The 20,926-nt window shown below is 71.7% G+C and carries 17 protein-coding genes; 1 reads left to right on the plus strand and 16 read right to left on the minus strand.

Annotated elements, in window-relative coordinates; genetic code table 11:
• Window positions 1–42: 42 nt before the first annotated feature.
• The 4 genes from IG02_RS0112990 to IG02_RS0113005 all read right to left on the minus strand — a co-directional run bounded on the left by IG02_RS0112990 (window position 43) and on the right by IG02_RS0113005 (window position 3,607).
• On the minus strand, window positions 43–600 hold the full coding sequence (locus IG02_RS0112990) for a GNAT family N-acetyltransferase (RefSeq protein ID WP_078854433.1): 558 nt from the start codon (window positions 598–600) through the stop codon (window positions 43–45).
• Window positions 597–1,538: an RluA family pseudouridine synthase gene (locus tag IG02_RS0112995; RefSeq protein ID WP_030745763.1), complete on the minus strand. Its 942-nt coding sequence runs from the start codon at window positions 1,536–1,538 to the stop codon at window positions 597–599. Before IG02_RS0112995 ends, IG02_RS0112990 begins: the two co-directional genes overlap by 4 nt.
• 151 nt (window positions 1,539–1,689) lie before the next feature.
• Entirely contained in the window at window positions 1,690–2,385 is a 696-nt protein-coding gene (gene lspA / locus IG02_RS0113000) for a signal peptidase II (protein WP_030745765.1), read from the minus strand.
• Window positions 2,386–2,443: 58 nt separating this feature from the next.
• Window positions 2,444–3,607, minus strand: a complete 1,164-nt coding sequence (locus tag IG02_RS0113005; RefSeq protein ID WP_324604726.1) for a TraR/DksA family transcriptional regulator — start codon at window positions 3,605–3,607, stop codon at window positions 2,444–2,446.
• 604 nt (window positions 3,608–4,211) lie between these two features.
• Between IG02_RS0113005 and ileS the strand changes: the two genes are divergently transcribed.
• Window positions 4,212–7,364, plus strand: coding sequence for an isoleucine--tRNA ligase (ileS, locus tag IG02_RS0113010; RefSeq protein ID WP_030745769.1), 3,153 nt, complete (start codon window positions 4,212–4,214; stop codon window positions 7,362–7,364).
• A gap of 472 nt (window positions 7,365–7,836) precedes the next feature.
• Here ileS and IG02_RS0113015 read toward each other — a convergent pair whose 3' ends face one another.
• The 12 genes from IG02_RS0113015 to IG02_RS0113070 all read right to left on the minus strand — a co-directional run bounded on the left by IG02_RS0113015 (window position 7,837) and on the right by IG02_RS0113070 (window position 20,904).
• Window positions 7,837–9,069 carry a DivIVA domain-containing protein gene (locus IG02_RS0113015; protein WP_030745771.1) on the minus strand — a complete coding sequence of 411 codons (1,233 nt, stop codon included), beginning with the start codon at window positions 9,067–9,069 and terminating at the stop codon, window positions 7,837–7,839.
• Between the two features lie 49 nt (window positions 9,070–9,118).
• A complete protein-coding gene (locus IG02_RS0113020; RefSeq protein WP_030745779.1) occupies window positions 9,119–9,415 on the minus strand; it encodes a YggT family protein in 297 nt (98 codons plus the stop codon).
• Window positions 9,416–9,504: 89 nt separating this feature from the next.
• Complete coding sequence (gene sepF, locus IG02_RS0113025; protein ID WP_030745782.1) at window positions 9,505–10,116, minus strand: cell division protein SepF; 612 nt, start codon at window positions 10,114–10,116, stop codon at window positions 9,505–9,507.
• A gap of 124 nt (window positions 10,117–10,240) precedes the next feature.
• Window positions 10,241–10,963, minus strand: coding sequence for a YggS family pyridoxal phosphate-dependent enzyme (locus IG02_RS0113030; protein ID WP_030745784.1), 723 nt, complete (start codon window positions 10,961–10,963; stop codon window positions 10,241–10,243).
• Window positions 10,964–10,966: 3 nt separating this feature from the next.
• Window positions 10,967–11,686, minus strand: coding sequence for a peptidoglycan editing factor PgeF (gene pgeF, locus IG02_RS0113035; protein ID WP_030745789.1), 720 nt, complete (start codon window positions 11,684–11,686; stop codon window positions 10,967–10,969).
• A 17-nt stretch (window positions 11,687–11,703) separates the two neighbouring features.
• Window positions 11,704–12,915 carry a cell division protein FtsZ gene (gene ftsZ, locus IG02_RS0113040; protein ID WP_030745792.1) on the minus strand — a complete coding sequence of 404 codons (1,212 nt, stop codon included), beginning with the start codon at window positions 12,913–12,915 and terminating at the stop codon, window positions 11,704–11,706.
• Between the two features lie 275 nt (window positions 12,916–13,190).
• A complete protein-coding gene (locus tag IG02_RS0113045) occupies window positions 13,191–13,979 on the minus strand; it encodes a cell division protein FtsQ/DivIB (RefSeq protein ID WP_030745796.1) in 789 nt (262 codons plus the stop codon).
• Between the two features lie 14 nt (window positions 13,980–13,993).
• Window positions 13,994–15,088, minus strand: a complete 1,095-nt coding sequence (gene murG / locus IG02_RS0113050; RefSeq protein WP_030745800.1) for an undecaprenyldiphospho-muramoylpentapeptide beta-N-acetylglucosaminyltransferase — start codon at window positions 15,086–15,088, stop codon at window positions 13,994–13,996.
• Between the two features lie 6 nt (window positions 15,089–15,094).
• Window positions 15,095–16,582, minus strand: coding sequence for a putative lipid II flippase FtsW (gene ftsW / locus IG02_RS0113055; RefSeq protein ID WP_199814018.1), 1,488 nt, complete (start codon window positions 16,580–16,582; stop codon window positions 15,095–15,097).
• A gap of 418 nt (window positions 16,583–17,000) precedes the next feature.
• Window positions 17,001–18,410 (minus strand): UDP-N-acetylmuramoyl-L-alanine--D-glutamate ligase, encoded by a 1,410-nt coding sequence (gene murD, locus IG02_RS0113060; RefSeq protein WP_420707739.1) that lies wholly within the window; start codon window positions 18,408–18,410, stop codon window positions 17,001–17,003.
• Window positions 18,407–19,477 carry a phospho-N-acetylmuramoyl-pentapeptide-transferase gene (gene mraY, locus IG02_RS0113065; protein ID WP_030745806.1) on the minus strand — a complete coding sequence of 357 codons (1,071 nt, stop codon included), beginning with the start codon at window positions 19,475–19,477 and terminating at the stop codon, window positions 18,407–18,409. Before mraY ends, murD begins: the two co-directional genes overlap by 4 nt.
• Window positions 19,474–20,904 (minus strand): UDP-N-acetylmuramoyl-tripeptide--D-alanyl-D-alanine ligase, encoded by a 1,431-nt coding sequence (locus IG02_RS0113070; protein WP_030745809.1) that lies wholly within the window; start codon window positions 20,902–20,904, stop codon window positions 19,474–19,476. Before IG02_RS0113070 ends, mraY begins: the two co-directional genes overlap by 4 nt.
• Window positions 20,905–20,926: the final 22 nt, after the last annotated feature.

Below are 20,926 nucleotides of genomic sequence, written 5' to 3' on the forward strand. Positions count from 1 at the left end.
GAAGTACGCCGAGTACGCGAAAGCACGGGGACGGAGAGCCCGCTACAGCTCCCGGCGCATCGCCCGGTGCGGCATGTCCGCGTCGAGGAACTCCGGTCCGTACGCCACGTACCCCAGCCGCTCGTAGAAGCCCAGCGCGTGCGACTGCGCGTGCAGGTCCACCGCCGCGAGCCCGCGCCCGCGGGCCGCCTCCTCGATCGCCCGCACCAGCGCCGCACCGATACCGAGCCCCCGGGCAGCCGCCGTGACGGCGAGCCGCCCCAGCGAGCCGACCGCCGGGTCCCCGCCGGTCCGGTCGGCGGCGCCGGGCCCGTACAGCAGCCGTCCGGTGCCCAGGGGCTGTCCGTCGGCGCGGACGGCCAGCACATGGACGGCGTCGCCGTCGCGGCCGTCGTACTCCAGGTCCTCGGCGACGCCCTGCTCGACGACGAAGACCTCCCTGCGGACCGCGAAGCACGCGGCGAGGTCCGCCGGGCCGACGGCGACCCGTACCGCGTGACCGAGCCCGGCACCGGACGTCTGGTGTACGGGCCCGGTACCGGCCGCCCCGGTACCGGCCGCGACCCCGCTTCCGCCCCGGTCCGCCGTCGCGGCGCTCACGCGTTGCTCTCCGCCCGGACCCGGTCCAGCGCCCCCTGGAGATCGTCGGGGTAGGAACTGGCGAACTCCACCCAGCGCCCGTCCGCCGGGTGCTCGAAGCCCAGCCGCACCGCGTGCAGCCACTGCCGGGTCACGCCGAGCCGCTTGGCCAGGGTCGGGTCGGCGCCGTACGTCAGGTCGCCGACGCACGGGTGCCGGTGGGCGGACATGTGCACCCGGATCTGGTGCGTACGGCCCGTCTCCAGCTTGATGTCCAGCAGCGACGCCGACCGGAACGCCTCGATCAGGTCGTAGTGCGTGACCGACGGCTTGCCCTCGGCGGTGACGGCCCACTTGTAGTCGTGGTTCGGATGGCGGCCGATGGGCGCGTCGATCGTGCCGCTCATCGGGTCCGGGTGCCCCTGCACCAGCGCGTGGTAGCGCTTGTCGACGACCCGGTCCCGGAACTGCGCCTTGAGCAGGGTGTACGCCCGCTCCGACTTGGCGACGACCATCAGCCCCGAGGTGCCGACGTCGAGCCGGTGCACGATGCCCTGGCGTTCGGACGCCCCGGAGGTCGAGATGCGGTAGCCGGCCGCGGCGAGGCCGCCGATCACCGTCGTACCGGTCCAGCCGGGGCTCGGGTGCGCGGCCACTCCGACGGGCTTGACGATCACGACGATGTCGTCGTCGTCGTGCACGATCTCCATGCCCTCGACGGGCTCGGCGACGATCTGGACGGGCGGGGCCGCGCCGGGCATCTCCACCTCCAGCCAGGCGCCGCCGTTCACGCGCTCCGACTTCCCGACGACGGAGCCGTCGACCTGGACCTTCCCGGAGGCGGCCAGCTCCGCCGCCTTCGTACGGGAGAACCCGAACATCCGGGCTATGGCGGCGTCGACACGCTCGCCCTCCAGGCCGTCGGGCACGGGCAGGGTTCTGATCTCGGGAAAGCTCACCCGTCGAGTATGCCTTGTCCGCCTCCCCCGACGAGCCGGCTCCCCGGACGGTCCCGGAGCGCCCGGGCCCGGCGGCACGGTCCCGGTGCCGGGGCGCTGCCCCCCGGACCCGGCCGTGCGGTCCCGGCGGCCGGTGCCGGGGCCGCCCCGGTCAGTCCTTGTGGACGGTCCCGTCGGGGTCCAGGCCCCGGAACGACAGCAGCACGATCAGGATGCCGCCGCACACGACCGCGGAGTCCGCGAGGTTGAAGACCGCGAAGTGCGCGGGCGCGATGAAGTCCACGACGGCGCCGCGGAACACCCCCGGCGAGCGGAAGATCCGGTCGGTGAGGTTGCCCAGCGCGCCGCCCAGCAGCAGGCCGAGCGCGAGCGCCCAGGGCAGGCTGTAGAGCTTGCGGGCCAGCCGGATGATCACCAGCACCACGGTCGCCGCGATCACGGTGAAGACGACCGTGTACGCCTCGCCCATACCGAAGGCCGCGCCCGGATTGCGGATCGCCTCGAACCGAAGCAGGTCACCGATCACCTGGATCGGCGGGTGGTGCTCCAGCTTCTCCACGACGAGCATCTTGCTGCCGAGGTCCAGCAGGTAGGCGATCACCGCGACGATGAAGAGGGCGAGGATCCGGCGCTTCCCCTTCGCGGGCGCCTCCTGTTCCTCGCCCCGCCCGTCCGGCTCCTCGGCCGCGCGCTCCCGTACCTCCGGCTCCGCCGAACGGTCCGGTTCGGCCGGCCGGCCCTGCTCCGTGGGCCGGTCCGCTTCCTTCCGCCGCTCCGGCCGGCCGGCTGCCCGCGCGGCCTCACCGTCCACGTCGGGCGTACCGATAACGCGCTCCGCCTCTGCCACCTGAGTCCCTCAACCTAGGCACCTGTGAAGCACGAGGGTACGTCACACCTCCGCGCGCTCAGCCTCGACGTTCCTGTTTCTGCTTGTCCTCCACACAGAGCGTGGCGCGCGGGAACGCCTGCATCCGGGCCTTGCCGATCGGATTCCCGCAGACCTCGCAGAGGCCGTACGTACCGGCGTCGAGCCGCAGCAGCGCCCGTTCGGTCTGCTCCAGCATCTCCCGCGCGTTGGCCGCGAGCGCCATCTCGTGCTCGCGCGTGATGTTCTTCGTGCCGGTGTCCGCGTCGTCGTCGCCCGCGCCGTCCCCGGAGTCGCGCATCAGCCCGGCGAGAGCGGTCTCGGACGAGGCGATCTCGTCCGCCAGGCGGTGGAGCTCGTTCTCCAGCTCGGTCCGTGCCTCGGTGACCTCCTCCGGGGTCCACGGATCCTCCTCGGGCCGTACGGCCAGCTCCTCCGGGGGCGCCGCGCCGGCCCGTGCCGTGGGCACCGCCGTCCCGGCCACCGAGGTCCGCCGGCCGGCCGCGGCGCTGTCGCCGCCCGTGGTCTTCTTGATTCCCACAGTCCTGGCTCCCGTCTCTTCCGCGGCCTGGGCCGCCCCCTCGGCCGCGGGCGCGGCCTGCTTCGCGGTTCCGGCGGTGCCCGCCGCGCGGGCCGCCGTCCTCCTGGCCGCGGACGTACGCCCGGCCGCCGTGCGGGCCGGCGCCTTCCGCACCCCGGCCTTCTTCGCCACGGCCTCCTCGGCCGCCGTCCGCGTCGGCGTGTTCGTGGCGGCCTTCGAGCCCTTCGGGCCCGTGGCGGTCGTCGAGGTCTTCGACGCCGCCGGGGTCTTCGGGGCTCTCGGGGTTTTCCGGCCGCCCCCGGCCGCGGTTTCCCCGGCGGGCGCCGCTTCGGCCGGTGCCGCCCTGGCCGGAGCCGTCTTCTTCGCCGCCGTCTTCCCGGACCTGACCGCCGCCTTCTTCGCCGGGGCCTTCTTCGCCGGGGCCTTCTTCGCCGGGGGCTTCTTCGCCGGAGCTTTCTTCGCGGAGGGCTTCTTCCCGGGCGCCTTCTCCGCCGCAGCCTTCTTCGCGCCGCGGTCCACGGCGCCGCGCGCCGGGGCACGCGCCGTGTTCGCCGCGCCGCGCTCCGTCGCGCCCTCGGTCGCCGCCTTCCGTGCCGCGGTCGTCTTCTTCGCGGCGGTCTTCTTCGCCACCATCACCGCGGCCCCTTCACATATGGTGATCACGCTCGCGAATCGTGCTGGGACGATAAATCGACCCCAGCCCCGCGGCAACGGGGCACGCCGCCGGTCCGGCCCTCCCCCACAGCGTGACAAGACGAGCCTGCCTCCGTTGTTCCCAGCTCCCCGCCGGGTAATCCGCCGCCGGACCACCGTGAACTCCGGAACGGCCGGTGTGACCATTCGGGTCATACGTTCGGCTGTACGGCACCCTCTGTACGGCGCCCCCGCCCCGTATCCCGACCGCACCCCGGCCACGCCTCCCGCCGCCTTGGCCGCCTCCGCCGCAAACGGGTCGGCCCCGGTCCGCCCGGCCCCGTACACTGGGCCGAGCGAGAGGCGTGGATGGGGACGAGTAGCGTCGTACGCGGCCATGAGCGACCCGGGGACGGTGCGAGCCCGGGGGCACAGCGCGAGGTGAAGCATCACCCCGGAGCCGCCGGAAGAAAGCCAGGGTGCGACAGGACCCGGGTGAGTAGAACCGGCGTCGCGACCCCAATGAGGGGGCCACGGGCAGCGCCTGCCCGGGGCCAAGGAGGGTGGTACCGCGGGAGCGCAGCTCTCGTCCCTCCGACGGAGATGACGCAGTTCCGCCGGAGGAAGCCGCCCGATGACATCGCAGACCCCACCCCAGTACCGCCAGGTGCCCGCCCAGGTCGACCTGCCCGCGCTGGAGCACGCCGTGCTCGACTTCTGGCGCGAGAGCAAGATCTTCGACAAGAGCCTGGAGCAGTCCGAAGGCCGCCCCGAGTGGGTCTTCTACGAGGGGCCGCCGACCGCCAACGGCATGCCGGGCGCCCACCACATCGAGGCCCGCGTCTTCAAGGACGTCTTCCCCCGCTTCCGCACGATGCGCGGCTACCACGTGGCCCGCAAGGCCGGCTGGGACTGCCACGGCCTGCCCGTCGAGCTGGCGGTGGAGAAGGAGCTGGGCTTCACCGGCAAGAAGGACATCGAGTCGTACGGCATCGCCGCGTTCAACGCCAAGTGCCGCGAGTCGGTGACCCGGCACACCGACGCCTTCGCCGAGCTCACGACCCGCATGGGCTACTGGACCGACCTCGACAACGCGTACCGCACGATGGACCCGGAGTACGTGGACTCGGTCTGGTGGTCGCTGAAGGAGATCTTCGGCAAGGGCCGGCTGGTCCAGGACTACCGCGTCGCGCCCTGGTGCCCGCGCGACCAGACCGGGCTGTCCGACCATGAGCTGGCGCAGGGGTACGAGACGGTCGTCGACCCGTCCGTGTTCGTCCGCTTCCCGCTCACCTCCGGCCCGCTCGCGGGCGAGGCGGCGCTGCTGGTGTGGACGACCACGCCGTGGACACTGGTGTCGAACACCGCCGTGGCCGCGCACCCCGAGGTCACCTACGTGGTCGCGACCGACGGCACGGAGAAGCTGGTCGTCGCCGAACCGCTGGTGGCCAAGGCGCTGGGCGAGGGCTGGGAGACCACGGGCGAGACCTTCACCGGCCGCGAGATGGAGCGCTGGTCCTACGAGCGCCCCTTCACCCTCGTCGACTTCCCGGCGGAGGCCCAGTTCGTCGTCAACGCCGACTACGTGACGACCGAGGACGGTACGGGCCTGGTCCACCAGTCCCCGGCCTTCGGTGAGGACGACCTCAAGGTCTGCCGCGCCTACGGCCTGCCGGTCGTCAACCCGGTGCGCCCGGACGGCACCTTCGAGGAGGGCCTCCCGCTGGTCGGCGGGGTCTTCTTCAAGAAGGCCGACGAGGCGCTGACGGAGGACCTGCGCGAGCGCGGCCTGCTCTTCCGCCACGTCCCGTACGAGCACAGCTACCCGCACTGCTGGCGCTGCCACACCGCGCTCCTCTACTACGCGCAGCCGTCCTGGTACATCCGTACGACGGCCGTCAAGGAACGGCTGCTGGAGGAGAACGAGCGGACGAACTGGTTCCCCGACTCGGTCAAGCACGGCCGCTACGGCGACTGGCTGGACAACAACGTCGACTGGGCGCTGTCCCGCAACCGTTACTGGGGCACCCCGCTGCCCATCTGGCGGTGCGAGGAAGGCCACCTGACGTGCGTGGGCTCGCGTGCCGAGCTGACCGAGCTGACCGGCACCGACCAGTCGTCGCTGGACCCGCACCGCCCGTACATCGACGAGGTGACCTTCACCTGCACCGCCGAGGGCTGCTCGCTGGAGGCCGTACGGGTGCCCGAGGTCATCGACGCCTGGTACGACTCGGGCTCGATGCCGTTCGCGCAGTGGGGCTACCCGTACAAGAACAAGGAACTGTTCGAGAAGCGCTACCCGGCGCAGTTCATCTGCGAGGCGATCGACCAGACCCGGGGCTGGTTCTACACGCTGATGGCCGTCGGCACGCTGGTCTTCGACAGGTCCAGTTACGAGAACGTGGTCTGCCTCGGCCACATCCTCGCCGAGGACGGCCGGAAGATGTCCAAGCACCTGGGGAACATCCTCCAGCCGATCCCGCTGATGGACCAGCACGGCGCGGACGCGGTCCGGTGGTTCATGGCGGCCGGCGGCTCGCCGTGGGCGGCCCGCCGCGTGGGGCACGGGACGATCCAGGAAGTCGTGCGCAAGACGCTGCTGACGTACTGGAACACGGTCGCCTTCCAGGCGCTGTACGCCCGTACGTCCGGGTGGGCACCGAGCGAGGCCGACCCGGCGCCGGCCGACCGGCCGCTGCTGGACCGCTGGCTGCTGAGCGAGCTGCACGCGCTGGTCGACCAGGCCACGCAGGCGATGGACGCGTACGACACCCAGCGCACCGGCAAGCTGCTCTCGGCGTTCGTCGACGACCTGTCCAACTGGTACGTGCGGCGTTCGCGCCGCCGCTTCTGGCAGGGGGACAAGGCCGCGCTGCGGACGCTGCACGACGTGGTGGAGACCGTCACCCGGCTGATGGCGCCGCTGACGCCGTTCATCACGGAGCGGGTCTGGCAGGACATGATCGTGCCGGTCACGCCGGACGCGCCCGAGTCGGTGCACCTGGCCACCTGGCCCGAGGCCGACCTGGCGGCCGTCGACCCGGCGCTGTCGACGCGGATGGCGCTGGTGCGACGGCTGGTGGAGCTCGGCCGGGCGACCCGGGCGGAGTCCGGGGTGAAGACCCGCCAGCCGCTGTCCCGCGCCCTGATCGCGGTGACGGGCTTCGAGACGCTGTCCGACGAACTGCGCGCGCAGATCACCGAGGAACTGAACGTCTCCGCGCTGGCGACGCTGTCCGAGGTGGGCGGTTCGCTGGTCGACACGACCGCCAAGGCGAACTTCCGCGCGCTGGGCAAGCGCTTCGGCAAGGGCGTGCAGGCGGTGGCCAAGGCGATCGCCGAGACGGACGCGGCGGCCCTGTCGGCGGCCCTGCGCGAGGGTACGGCGTCGGTGACGGTGGACGGCGAGACGGTCCCGCTCGCCCCGGACGAGGTGATCATCACGGAGACGCCCCGGGAGGGCTGGTCGGTCGCCTCCGACTCGGGCGCGACGGTCGCCCTGGATCTGGAGATCACCCCGGCCCTCCGCCTGGCGGGCCTGGCCCGCGACGCGATCCGCCTCATCCAGGAGGCCCGCAAGAACAGCGGCCTGGACGTGGCGGACCGGATCGACGTCCGCTGGTCGTCGCCGTCCGAGGAGACGGCCAAGGCGCTGACGGAGCACACGGCGCTGATCTCGGAGGAGGTCCTGGCGACGTCCTTCGCACCGGCCGACGCGGACGACACCTACGGCGAGCCGTTCGAGGACGAGGGCCTGTCCCTCACCTTCCGCCTCCGCAAGGCCTGACGCGGCGGCCCGGGGCGGACCCACCACGGTCCGCCCCGGGCCCGGTTCGAAAGTCCCCGGCTCCCACGGTGTCCGGGCCGCACGCGGCCTTCCGCACCGGAGCCGGGACCCCAGCAGGTTCTCCCGCGCGCCGCGCAGCCGACGAAACAGTGCCGCGCACCAGCAGTTGGCCTCTCCCGTGCCACACAGCCCACCGGCCAGGCCCCCGCGCCACGAAGTCGGCGCCCAGGGCCCGAGGGCGTCGGCCCTCGGCCGGGGCCCGGGGGCGGAGCCCCGGTTCCGGGAAGGGGCGGGAAGGGGACGGCGCCGCAGGCGACCGCCACGCACCACCCCCCGCGCACCCGCCGCCATCCCGCACCTCGCCACGCGAAAGCCTCGCGCCACGGACAAGGGCCGGGCCCGGGGTTCCACACCCCGGGCCCGGCCCGTCACTTCGCCGCCGACGGCTACGCGAACACGTCGCGCGCCCTCGTCAGTTGTCGTCCTCGTCGATCAGGAAGCCCCTCATCGGCGACGGCGCCTGCTGCATCGGCTGCGGCGCCTGCGGCCGCACCGGTGCCATCGGCTGGGTCATCGCCGGGGACATCTGCTGCTGGCCGCCGTACGACGGACCCGAGGGACCGGAGTGGCCGCCCATGGAGTTGCCGCCCATGGACGGGTTGCCGCCCATGCTGTGCCCCATCGCCCCGGCGCCGGCCGGTGCCATGGACGGGGCCGGCGACGGCGGGAGCGACGCGGCGGCCGGCTGGGACCGCGGCGGTGCCAGCGAGTCGTCCGCCTGGGTCTCCAGCTGGCGCAGCTGGCTCTCCAGGTAGGACTTCAGCCGCGTGCGGTACTCGCGCTCGAAGCCCCGCAGGTCCTCGACCTTGCGCTCCAGCGTCGCCCGCGCGGACTCCAGGGAGCCCATCGCGACACGGTGCTTCTCCTGCGCGTCCCGCTCCAGCGCGTCGGCCTTGGCGCGCGCGTCGCGCTCCAGGCCCTCGGCGCGGCTGCGCGCCTCACCGACGATCTTGTTGGCCTCGGACCGCGCCTCGGCGATCGCCTGGTCGGCCGTCTGCTGCGCGAGCGAGAGCACCCGCGCGGCGCTGTCACCGCCGGGACCGCCCTGACCGGGCTGCGGACCGCCGTGGCCGCCCATGGGCCCGCCCATCGGGCCGCCGAGCGGGTTGCCCTGCTGCTGCATGGGACCGCCCTGGCCCATCGGGCCCGGACCGCCCTGACCCATCGGGCCGCCCTGCTGCTGCATGGGACCGCCCTGGCCCATGGGGCCGCCCTGCTGCATCGGACCGCCCTGGCCCATCGGACCGGGGCCGTGCTGACCCTGCGGACCGGGACCGTGACCGTGACCCTGCGGGCCGTGGCCGCCCGGTCCCGCGGGAAGCTGGGGCGCGCCACCGGGCAACTGCGGCGGACCCATCTGAGGCTGCTGCCCCTGCGGCGGTCCGGATATGGCGGCGGGCACCGGGCCCCCCTGCCGTTCCTGCGGTTCGGGCGGCTTGCGCATGCTCTGCTGCTGCTGGTTCTGCGCGGCGGCGCGCGTCGCGGCGGCCAGCTTCGCGCGCAGGTCCTCGTTCTCACGGAGCAGGCGGGTCAGTTCGGCCTCGACCTCGTCGAGAAAGGCATCGACCTCGTCCTCGTCATAGCCTTCTCGGAGGCGGACGGTCGTGAACTGCTTGTTCCGCACGTCCTCAGGGGTCAACGGCATCTCTACTTCACCTCTACGTAGTCGTCGGCAGCCGGCAGGACCGTATCGCTCACATTCCCCTCGCAATATTGCTCACGAGCGAGATCAGGAGGTACACGATGATCATCAGAATGAAGAAGGACAGGTCGAGTGCCACGCCCCCGAGACGCAGCGGCGGGATGAACCGCCGCAGAAGCTTGAGCGGTGGATCGGTGACAGTGTAGGTGGCCTCCAGAACGACCACCATCACCTTGCCGGGTTGCCATGAGCGCGCGAACTGGAAGACGTACTCCATGACCAACCGGAAAATCAGCACGATAAGGAAGCACATCAGCGCGATGTAGACCACCTGTAGTGCGATGCCCATCCCGCTGCTTCCCTCTCCCCTGGTCCACTCTGTCCGGTCGCATGACGGGCCTTTCCCGCCGTCCGACCGGGTTGTTCCCGGTGTTGCTCTCAGCTCTGGTTGAAGAATCCGCCCTCTGCGATGCGGGCCTTGTCCTCCGCCGTGACATCGACGTTAGCAGGAGACAGCAGGAACACCTTCTGCGTCACGCGCTCAATGCTGCCATGGAGACCGAAGACAAGTCCCGCGGCAAAGTCGACAAGTCGCTTCGCGTCCGTGTCGTCCATCTCCGTCAGATTCATGATCACCGGGGTGCCTTCGCGGAAGTGTTCCCCGATCGTACGGGCCTCGTTGTAGGTCCGCGGGTGCAAGGTGGTGATGCGGTAGGGCTCCCGTTCGGACACGACCTTGGGCATGATCACCGGTGCGCTCTTCTCCAGGCTGGGACGGTCAGGTGTGATAGATGCCACGGGTGCGATTCGCGCGGGTCGTCCACTTTCCGCCGCTAGCGGAACCGGCTCGCGCTCGCGCTGCGCGGGCGGTTGGACCGCGCGCACCGGCTCCTCCCGCTCCGGCTGGTGCACCGGCTGGTGGCGCCGGTGGTCCCGCTCGGGTTCGGGCTCGGGTTCGAAGTCGTCATCGGGGTCGAAGCCCCTGCCGTCGTACCCATCGTCCTCCACGAGGCCGAGGTAGACCGCCATCTTGCGCATCGCGCCGGCCATGCTCTGAGTCCTCCGCTCTGTGGTGGATCGGCCTCGTCACCAAGTGCCCGCGATCCACTGGGTCTGCCCGCTTCTTGGCGGAAATGACCATATTTTCTGCTGTGGTCCGACTTGCTTCGCGACGTTACCCGAGCCCGGGTCGGACTCCGAGTACCGCCGTACCGATGCGCACATGTGTCGCCCCGGCCCGGACGGCCTCCTCGAGGTCCGCACTCATTCCCGCCGAGACCATGGTCGCAGCAGGATGGTCCACGCGCATACGGGACGAGACTTCCACCAGCCGTTCGAACGCCGCCCGTTGCCGTCCCGCGTACGGTCCGGCCAGCGGCGCCACGGTCATCAGACCGCCGAGCCGCAGCCCCGGCGCGTCGGCCACCGCGGCCGCCAACTCCCCGACCCCGTCCGGCGCCACGCCCCCGCGCTCTCCGCGCGCGCCGGACTCGGCGTCGAACGCCACCTGGATCAGACAGCCCAGTTCGCGCCCCGTGCGTTCGGCCGCCGCGGACAGCGAGGAGATGAGCTTGATCCGGTCAACGGACTGCACGACATCCGCATAACCGGCCACGGAACGTACCTTGTTCGTTTGCAATTGCCCCACAAAGTGCCAGGTAAGTGGCAGATCCGCGCAGGCGGCCGCTTTGGGCGCGGCGTCCTGGTCGCGGTTCTCCGCCACGTCCCGGACGCCCAGTTCATGGAGCAGCCGGACATCGCTCGCGGGGTAGGTCTTGGTGACGACGATGAGCGTCACGTCCTCGCGCGCCCGGCCGGCGTCGGCGCAGGCGGCGGTGATGCGTTCCTCGACCGCGGCGAGATTCGCGGCGAGTTCGGCCCTGCGGTCCGTCGTCATGTGCTATCGGTCCAGCCAGACGTAGCCGGCGAGCCGCCCGGTCGTGCGGTCGCGGCGGTACGAGTAATGATCGTCGGACTCGCGGGTGCACACGGCGGACCGCTGCCGGTCCGCCACTCCCAGCGCGTCGAGTTGTGCGTGCACCCCGGCGACGACGTCGACGGCGGGAGTGCCCCAGCTCGTCTCGGCCCGGGCCGCCGGCACGGTGGCGGCGACCTCGTCGCGCATCGCGGCGGGGACCTCGTAGCAACGGCCGCAGACGGCCGGTCCGGTGCGGGCCACGATCCGGGACGGCTCGGCGCCGAGCCCGGTCATGGCCTCGACGGCGGCGGGGACGACCCCGGCGACCAGGCCGGGCCGGCCCGCGTGGGCGGCGGCGACGACCCCGGCGACCGGGTCGGCCAGCAGGACGGGGACGCAGTCCGCGGTGAGGACGGCGAGGGCGAGTTCGCGCCGGACGGTGACGACCGCGTCGACGGCGGGGACGTCACCGTCCGTCCACGGCTGTTCGACGACAGCCACCTCGCGGCCGTGCACCTGGTTCATCCACACGACCCGGGCCGGGTCGAGGCCCAGGGTCTTCGCGGCGAGTTCACGGTTGGCCCGTACCGCGGCGGGGTCGTCACCGACCGCACCGCCGAGGTTGAGCCGGTCATACGGAGCGGCGCTCACCCCGCCCCACCGATCGGTGAAGGCGAAGTGCGCGCCACTCGTGGAAAACACGGTCTCGTGCGTGGTTATCACTTCAGGAAGTCCGGCACGTCCAGTTCCTCGGCCTGGCTGTCCTGGTACGGACGGGCCGGGGGCACCTGGGGAGGCGGCATCGGGGAGAACGCGGACTCGCCGACCACCGGGGTGGAGTCGACCCGCTCGGGGCCCTCCTCGCGGGGCGGTACGGTGCCCAGGCCGCCGGCCGACCGGCCGGTGTCGGACCGGGGCGGCGCGGGCTGCTCGTCACGCTTGCCGGAACCGGCGCCGAGCACGGTCTCCCGGCGGGCCGGCGGCTGTCCGCCGTCGAAGCCGGCCGCGATGACGGTGACCCGTACCTCGTCGCCGAGGGCGTCGTCGATGACGGCGCCGAAGATGATGTTGGCCTCGGGGTGGGCGGCCTCGCTGACCAGCTGGGCGGCCTCGTTGATCTCGAACAGTCCGAGGTCCGAGCCGCCGGAGATGGAGAGCAGGACGCCGCGGGCGCCGTCGATGGAGGCTTCGAGGAGCGGCGAGGAGATCGCCATCTCCGCGGCGGCCACCGCGCGGTCGTCACCACGGGCCGAGCCGATGCCCATGAGGGCCGAGCCCGCCTCCGACATCACGGACTTGACGTCGGCGAAGTCGAGGTTGATCAGGCCGGGAGTGGTGATGAGGTCCGTGATGCCCTGCACACCGGACAGCAGGACCTGGTCCGCGGACTTGAACGCGTCGAGCACGCTGACCTGGCGGTCCGAGATGGACAGCAGCCGGTCGTTGGGGATGACGATGAGGGTGTCGACCTCTTCGCGGAGTTCGGCGATGCCGTCCTCCGCCTGGTTCGCGCGACGGCGGCCCTCGAAGGTGAACGGGCGGGTGACCACGCCGATCGTCAGGGCGCCCAGGGAGCGCGCGATGTTGGCGACGACGGGTGCGCCGCCGGTGCCGGTGCCACCGCCCTCGCCGGCGGTGACGAAGACCATGTCGGCCCCCTTCAGGACCTCCTCGATCTCCTCGCGGTGGTCCTCGGCCGCCTTGCGGCCGACCGCCGGGTTGGCGCCGGCGCCCAGGCCGCGGGTGAGTTCGCGGCCGACGTCGAGCTTGACGTCGGCGTCGCTCATCAACAGGGCCTGCGCGTCCGTGTTGATCGCGATGAACTCGACACCCTTGAGGCCGACCTCGATCATCCGGTTGATGGCATTGACACCACCGCCGCCGACACCGATGACCTTGATGACTGCGAGGTAGTTCTGCGGTGCTGCCACGTCGAAGGCCTCTCGCCTCGATTTACGTGTCGCCGCTCCGCCGTGGGGCGCCGCGACGACTGATGCCGATGGGACGGTCCGAAACGCCGACCCAAACCCTAACGTTGAAGTTGAGGGTTACCAGTGTGTCCGTTTTCTGGACTCTTCCGAACAGGACACTAAGTCGACAAGCGGCGCACGTTCAACGAACACGCCGAACCTCCCGTTTTTCTTTTCACCCTATGTGATCACCCATAGCGCTGACCAACCAGGGTGCTGGCCAGCACATATACGCGTCAACTCCGCGATGCCGCCGGTGCGGTGGGGGCACTCACGTCGAAGTGCCGTGCCCGCGGAGCGGCCTTCATGAGGGCGGTGAGCGCACGGGCCTTGGCCGGCCCGTCCTCGCCGCTTCCCCACATGACCGTACGTCCACCGGTCAGTTCCAGGGAGATGGAATCGAAGGAACGGACCAGTACGACGCGGGTGTCCCGGGCCACCTTCCCGGGCAGGCCCTCCCTTACGCGCACGGCTTCCCGGGTCAGCCGGGCCGGTCCGAAACGCTGCTGGCCGGACGGCGGGCTCAGGGCCGTCCTGAGCAGCGGAACCCCGTCGGGCGCCCGGTCCACCGTGGCGAAGCGCACACCTTCGGCGTCCATTTCGATGAACTTCGCGTCTTTTTCGATCAACAGGACCGGCTGCCGTTCGGTCACTTTCAGTCTGATTGTGTGCGGCCAGGAGCGCTCGACATCGACCGAATCGATACGGGGCAGCTTGCGCCGCAGCCGGTTCTCGATCCCGTCCGTGTCGACGGAGACGAGCGGCGAGCCGACCGGGACGGCCGCCACGGACTCGACCTCGGAGCGGGTGAGCACCTCGGTGCCGGAGGTGCTCACCCGCTCCGTACGCAGCCAGTCGGAGCCGTACAACAGCCAGGTACCGCCCGCGAACAGGACGAGGGAACCGGCCAGTACGATCATCACCCGCCGGCCGGGGAGCCGGAACCGGCGCTCGCGCGGTTCCCCGGAGCCGCCGGACTCGCCCTTCGGTCGCGCACCGCGCTCGGCGGTCGTCGGTCCGGCCACGCTCCCCTGCCTCCCTACGCCTGACGGCGTGCTGCGATCGCCTCGTACACCATGCCGACAAGCAGATCATCGGCGTCCCGGCGGCCGAACTCGGCGGCCGCGCGCGACATCTCGTACAGCTTGTGCGGATCGGCGAGCACCGGGAGCACGTTGCCCTGCACCCACTCGTGCGTGAGCTCGGCGTCGTCGACCAGCAGTCCGCCGCCGGCCTTCACCACCGGCTGGGCGTTGAGCCGCTGTTCGCCGTTGCCGATGGGCAACGGGACGTAGGCGGCGGGCAGCCCGACGGCGGAGAGTTCGGCGACGGTCATCGCGCCCGCGCGGCAGAGCATCATGTCGGCGGCGGCGTACGCGAGGTCCATCCGATCCACGTACGGTACCGGGATATAAGGCGGCATACCGGGCATGTTGTCCACGCGCGGCAATTCGTTCTTCGGGCCGACCACGTGGAGGATCTGGATCCCGGAGCGCTGGAGCACCGGAGCGACCTGCTGCACCACCTCGTTGAGCCGGCGCGCGCCCTGCGAGCCGCCGGAGACCAGCAGCGTGGGCAGGTTCTGGTCGAGGCCGAACGCGGCGCGCGCCTCGGGGCGCACACGGGCCCGGTCGAGGGTGGCGATCGTGCGGCGCAGGGGAATGCCGATGTAGCGGGCGCCGCGCAGCTTGCTGTCCGGGGTGGAGACGGCCACGCCGTTCGCGTACCGCGAGCCGATCTTGTTGGCGAGGCCGGGCCTGGCGTTGGCCTCGTGGACGACGATCGGCACGCCGAGCCGCTTGGCCGCCAGATAGCCGGGCAGCGCGACATAGCCGCCGAAGCCCACGACACAGTCGGCCTTGGTGCGCTCCAGGATCTGCTCGGCGGCCTTGATGGTGCCGCGCAGCCGCCCGGGGACGGTGATGAGTTCGGGGGTCGGTTTGCGCGGTAGCGGTACGGCGGGGATCAGCCCGAGCTCGTACCCCCGCTCCGGTACGAGCCTGGTCTCCAGTCCGCGCTCCGTGCCCAGGGCCGTGATCCCCACGGTCGGATCCTGCCTCCGCAGGGCGTCCGCGAGGGCGAGCGCGGGCTCGATGTGGCCGGCGGTCCCCCCGCCGGCGAGTACGACATGCACCGAAATTCACCGCTCTCCGGACGGACGCTTCTTGACGCGCCGTCTCATCGTCTTCCATCTCACCCCGGCCCGCTTCCTGCCGAAGACGGGCTGGCGCATGGCCAGGGCCGCTTTCGCGGCGGGATCCTCTCGCGCGAACGCGATCAGCAGCCCGATAGCGAACATGGTCGGCAGCAGGGCCGATCCTCCGTAGGAGAACAGCGGGAGCGGGACTCCGGCGATCGGCAGCAGACCGAGCACCGCACCGATGTTGACCACGGCCTGGGCCGTGATCCAGGTGGTCACGCCACCCGCGGCGTACCTCACGAAGGGATCCTCCGTGCGTCCGGCCACGCGGATACCCGCATAGCCTAGAGCCGCGAACAACGCGAGCACCGACAGCGTCCCCGCCAGCCCCAGTTCCTCCCCGGTGATGGCGAAAATGAAGTCGGTGTGCGGTTCGGGCAGTTGCCCCCACTTTTCCACACTCGCGCCGAGGCCGGATCCGAACCATCCGCCCGACGCCAGGGCGTAGATTCCGTGTACGGCCTGCCAGCACTCGCCCTCGGGGCCCAGGTCCTTGGCGAAGACGCAGTTGAACCGGGACAGCCGGTTCTCGTTGGTCTTGATCAGCGCGAAGCCGAGCAGCGCCACGACGACCAGCACCCCGCCGAACAGCCGGGTGGGCGCGCCGGCCAGCCACAACAGGCCGAAGAGGATGGCCGTGAGGATGATCGCCGTCCCCATGTCCCCGCCGAGCATGATCAGTCCGAGCAGCATGAAGGCGCCTGGCACGAGCGGGACGAGCAGGTGCTTCCACTGGGTCAGCAGCTTTTTGTCCTGTTTTCTGGCAAGCAGATCAGCACCCCAGAGGATCAACGCCAGTTTGCCGAACTCGCTGGGCTGGAGCTGGAACGGGCCGCCCAGGTAGATCCAGTTCTGGTTGCCGTTGACCGAACGCCCTATCCCGGGGATCTGCACGAGCGCCATCAGGAAGACGGAACCGACCAGGAGGGGATAGGCCAGCGCGCGGTGGAGTTTGACCGGCATGCGGGAGGCCGCCAGCAGCAGGAGGGCGCCCAGGAGCACGGCCAGGAACTGCTTGCGGAAGAAGTACGTGGACGGCAGCGACAGCTGGAGCGCGTAGATCATCGACGCGGAGTAGACCATCACCAGGCCGAGCACGGTGATCAGCAGCGCGCTGCCGAGGATCAGGTAGTACGCGGTCAGCGGCCGGTCCCAGGTGCGGCGCGCCCGCTCGTACAGTCCGCGGGGCCCGTTCCGGCGCGGCGGCTTCGGGGGGCGGGCGGCGCCGCCCGGGCGGCGTGCCGCGGACTGACGGCCGGCGGGTGACGGGCCCCGGCCGCCGGGGGCGGCCGGTCCGCGGGCCGGGCCGGACGCACTGCCGCGCTCCGGGCCCCGCCCGGACTCCGCCCGGCGTCCGGCGGGGCGGCCGCCGTCGGGGCCCGCGGCCGGGCCCCGTGCGGCGCTGTCGGCGCCCGGCGGGCCGGCCAGGACGGGTGTGCCCGCGAGCGCGCTGGCGAGGCCCCAGGTGCGGACCACGGGCCGTGGCTCGGGGCGGCGGGGTTCGCGGGGGCGCGGGTCGCGGGCGCGCGGGTCGCGGGGACGGGCGCCGGGGTCGGCGCGCCGTGGCTCCGCGGGACGCGGGCGGTCCGCGCGGTGCGGTCCGCCGTCGCGCGGCCCGCGCTCGTGCGGGTCCTGCTGCCGCGGGGCCGGATGGTGCGGCTCCCGGTGCCACGGGCTCGCGTCGTGCGGGTCCCGGTGCCCCGGATCCCGGTCAGCGGTGTCGTCGGCCGGCATCGTCGCTGTCCCCTCCAGTCGGGCCTGTCGCGGCGGCTGCCGGGTGTCCGGCGCCCTCCGGAGGTACGGCCCGTGCCGCGGCCCCGGACGGCTCAGCACGGCACGGGGCCGGTCAGGCGTGCTCGGCGGCGAGTGCGCTCACCGCGTCCGCGAACGCCTCGCCTCGCTTGTTGTAGTTGGCGAACATGTCCATCGAGGCGCAGGCCGGGGCCATCAGGACCGTGTCCCCCGGCTGTGCGAGCCGTGCCGCTTCGCGGACCGCCGCCGACATCGCCCCAGTGTCGGTCCGTTCCAGGTCCACGACCGGGACCTCCGGGGCGTGTCGCGCGAGGGCTTCCCGGATCAGGCCTCGGTCGGCGCCGATCAGGACCACACCGCGCAGCCGCTTCGCGGAGGCCGCGACGAGTTCGTCGAAGGCCGCTCCCTTGGCGAGGCCGCCCGCGATCCACACGACCGGGTCGTAGGCGGCCAGGGACGCCTCCGCGGCATGGGTGTTGGTGGCCTTGGAGTCGTCGACGTAGGCGACGCCCGCGACGTCCGCGACGTGTTCGATGCGGTGCGGGTCGGGCCGGAAGGCGCGCAGTCCGTTTCGTACGGCCTCGGGCTCGACGCCGAAGGCGCGCGCGAGGGCCGCCGCCGCGAGCGCGTTGGCGATGTTGTGCGGGGCCGGCGGGTCGACGTCGGAGACCTCGGCGAGCTCCTTGGCCTGTGCCCGGCGGTTCTCGATGAAGGCGCGGTCCACCAGGAGGCCGTCCACGACGCCGAGTTGGGACGGCGCCGGCGGGCCGAGGGTGAAGCCGATCGCGCGGCAGCCCTCCACCACGTCGGCCTCGCGCACCAGGTCCTCGGTGACCGGGTCGGCCGCGTTGTAGACGCAGGCGACGCTGTTGCCCTCGTAGACGCGGCCCTTGTCGGCCGCGTACGCCTCCATCGAGCCGTGCCAGTCCAGGTGGTCCGGCGCGAGGTTGAGCACCACGGCGGAGTGGGCGCGCACGCTCGGCGCCCAGTGCAACTGGTAGCTGGACAGCTCGACGGCGAGGACGTCGTACGTCTCGTCGCCGGTGACCGCGTCCAGCAGCGAGACGCCGATGTTGCCGACGGCGGCCGTCCGCAGCCCGGCCGCTTCGAGGATCGAGGCGAGCATCCGGACGGTCGTGGTCTTGCCGTTGGTGCCCGTGACGGCGAGCCAGGGCGCGGCCCCCGGCCCGCGCAGCCGCCAGGCCAGCTCCACGTCGCCCCAGATCTCCACCCCGGCCGCCGCGGCGGCCGTGAACAGCGGTTTGTCCGGCCGCCAGCCGGGGGCGGTGACGACCAGCTCGGTGCCCTCGGGCAGGGTCGCCCCGTCCCCGAGGCGCACGGTGACACCGAGCGCCGCCAGGTCGGCGGCCTGGGCGCGGGCCCGTTCGTCGTCCCCGTCGTTGACGACGGTGACCACCGCGCCGAGCCCGTGCAGCACCCGGGCCGCCGGGATCCCGGAGACCCCGAGACCCGCGACGGTGACCCGCTTGCCCTGCCAGTTCACTTCTCTGCCGCCCAGCCCGCGTAGAAGAGCCCCAGTCCCACGATGACGCACATGCCCTGGATGATCCAGAAGCGGACCACCACAAGGACTTCGGACCACCCCTTGAGTTCGAAGTGGTGCTGGAGGGGAGCCATGCGGAAGACCCGCTTCCCGGTCAGCCGGAACGAACCGACCTGGATCACCACGGACATGGTGATCATCACGAAGAGTCCGCCGAGGATGGCGATCAGGAATTCCGTCCGGGAGCAGATCGCCAGGCCGGCGAGCGCGCCGCCGAGCGCGAGCGAACCGGTGTCCCCCATGAAGATCTTGGCGGGCGAGGTGTTCCACCACAGGAAGCCGAAGCAGGAGCCCATCAGGGCCGAGGCGACGACCGCGAGGTCGAGTGGGTCCCGTACCTCGAAACAGGCGTTGGGATTGGTGAGGGTCATCGCGTTGACGCAGGACTCCTGGAACTGCCACAGCCCGATGAAGGTGTACGCCCCGAAGACCATCACCGAGGCGCCGGTCGCGAGGCCGTCGAGCCCGTCCGTGAGGTTCACGCCGTTGGACATCGCGAGGATCATGAACAGCGCCCAGACCACGAACAGCACCGGGCCGATCGACCAGCCGAAGTCGGTGACGAACGACAGCTTGGTCGAGGCGGGCGTGAGCCCCTGGGAGTTGGAGAACTGGAGCGAGAGCACCGCGAACGCGATGCCGACGATCAGCTGTCCCGCCATCTTCGCGCCGGCCCGCAGACCCAGCGAACGGCGCTTCACGATCTTGATGTAGTCGTCCAGGTAGCCGACGAGGCCCATGCCCGCCATCAGGAAGAGCACCAGCACACCCGAGATGCTCGGGTCCTCTCCGGTGATCACCTTCGCCAGGGCGTACGCGACGAGCGTGGCCGCGATGAAGGCGATGCCGCCCATGGTGGGCGTGCCCTTCTTGCTGCCGTGGGTGCGCGGGCCGTCGTCCCGGATGAATTGCCCGTACCCCTTGCGGGCCAGGAGCTTGATCAGCAGCGGCGTACCGATCAGGGTCAGGAAGAGCCCGATGGCTCCCGCGAAGAGGATCTGCCTCATCGGCCGGCGACCTCGCCCTCGGTGGCGTTCTCCAGCAGGGCCTGGGCGACCCGCTCAAGCCCGGCCGACCTCGAAGCCTTCACCAGCACGACGTCTCCCGGACGCAGTTCCCCGCGCAACAGGTCGACCGCCGCCTCAGCGTCGGACACGTGCACCGACTCCTCACCCCACGAACCCTCGTTGTAAGCGCCCAGTCGCAGCCAGGACGCTTCCCTGCCCCCGACTGCCACGAGCTTGCTGACGTTGAGCCGGACGGCGAGCCGTCCGACCGCGTCGTGCTCGGCGAGCGAGTCGTCCCCCAGTTCGGCCATGGGGCCGAGCACCGCCCACGTACGGCCCCCCCGGGCCTGTGAGGCACCGCCCATGGCGGCCAGCGCGCGGAGCGCCGCCCTCATGGATTCGGGGTTCGCGTTGTAGGCGTCGTTGACGATCGTCACGCCGTCCGAGCGCTCCGTGACCTCCATACGCCAGCGGGAGAGGGTGCCCGCTTCGGAGAGCGCGACGGCGATCTCGTCGACGGACATGCCCAACTCATGGGCGACGGCGGCCGCGGCAAGCGCGTTCGACACGTGGTGCTCACCGTACAGCCGCAGCGTCACGTCGCTGCACCCGGAGGGTGTTCGAAGCCTGAACGCGGGCTGTCCGGTGGCTGTGAGGCGCACGTTCTCTGCCCGTACGTCTGCTTCGCCCGACTCTCCGAACAGGAGGACGCGGGCGCTCGTCCGTGATGTCATGGCCCGCACGAGCGGGTCGTCGGCGTTGAGGACCGCCACTCCGCCGTCGGCCGCCGCGGGGAGGGATTCCACCATTTCGCCCTTGGCCTGGGCGATCTGCTCCCGGCCGCCGAATTCGCCGATGTGGGCCGTGCCGACGTTCAGGACGAGCCCGATCCTGGGCGGGACGAGTCCGGTGAGGTAGCGGATGTCGCCGATGTAGCGCGCGCCCATCTCGAGCACGAGGTAGCGGGTGTCCTCCTCGGCCCGCAGCGCGGTGATCGGCAGGCCGATCTCGTTGTTGAGGTTGCCTTCCGGCCACACGGTGGGCCCGCGGCGCTGGAGCAGCTGCGCGATCAGGTCCTTGGTGCTGGTCTTTCCGGCCGATCCGGTCAGCGCGACCGCGGTGGCGCCGAGGCGCTCCACGACGGTGCGGGCGAGGGCGCCGAGGGCCTGGACGACATCGTCGACGACGATGGCGGGGGCGCCGACGGGCCGGGTGGCCAGCACGGCCACCGCGCCCGACTCGACGGCCGCCGCCGCGTAGTCGTGGCCGTCGACGCGGTCACCGGCGAAGGCGGCGAAGAGGCTGCCGGGCCGTACCGCGCGGGAGTCGTACACCACGGGTCCGGTGACGCGGACGGCCGGATCCGGTATGTCGTGCGGCTGCCCGCCGACGATGGCGACGATCTCGGCGAGGGAGAGGGCGATCACTGGGTCATCCCTGACTGTTGTT

The sequence above is a fragment of the Streptomyces sp. NRRL F-5135 genome (assembly GCF_000719775.1).
Taxonomy (GTDB): domain Bacteria; phylum Actinomycetota; class Actinomycetes; order Streptomycetales; family Streptomycetaceae; genus Streptomyces; species Streptomyces hebeiensis.

Coding starts and splice junctions, on each gene's coding strand:
- ileS (WP_030745769.1), top strand. CDS start 4,212: ATGACATCGCAGACCCCACCCCAGTACCGCCAGGTGCCCGCCCAGGTC.
- IG02_RS0113015 (WP_030745771.1), bottom strand. CDS start 9,069: ATGCCGTTGACCCCTGAGGACGTGCGGAACAAGCAGTTCACGACCGTC.
- IG02_RS0113020 (WP_030745779.1), bottom strand. CDS start 9,415: ATGGGCATCGCACTACAGGTGGTCTACATCGCGCTGATGTGCTTCCTT.
- sepF (WP_030745782.1), bottom strand. CDS start 10,116: ATGGCCGGCGCGATGCGCAAGATGGCGGTCTACCTCGGCCTCGTGGAG.
- IG02_RS0113030 (WP_030745784.1), bottom strand. CDS start 10,963: ATGACGACGGACCGCAGGGCCGAACTCGCCGCGAATCTCGCCGCGGTC.
- mraY (WP_030745806.1), bottom strand. CDS start 19,477: ATGAGGCAGATCCTCTTCGCGGGAGCCATCGGGCTCTTCCTGACCCTG.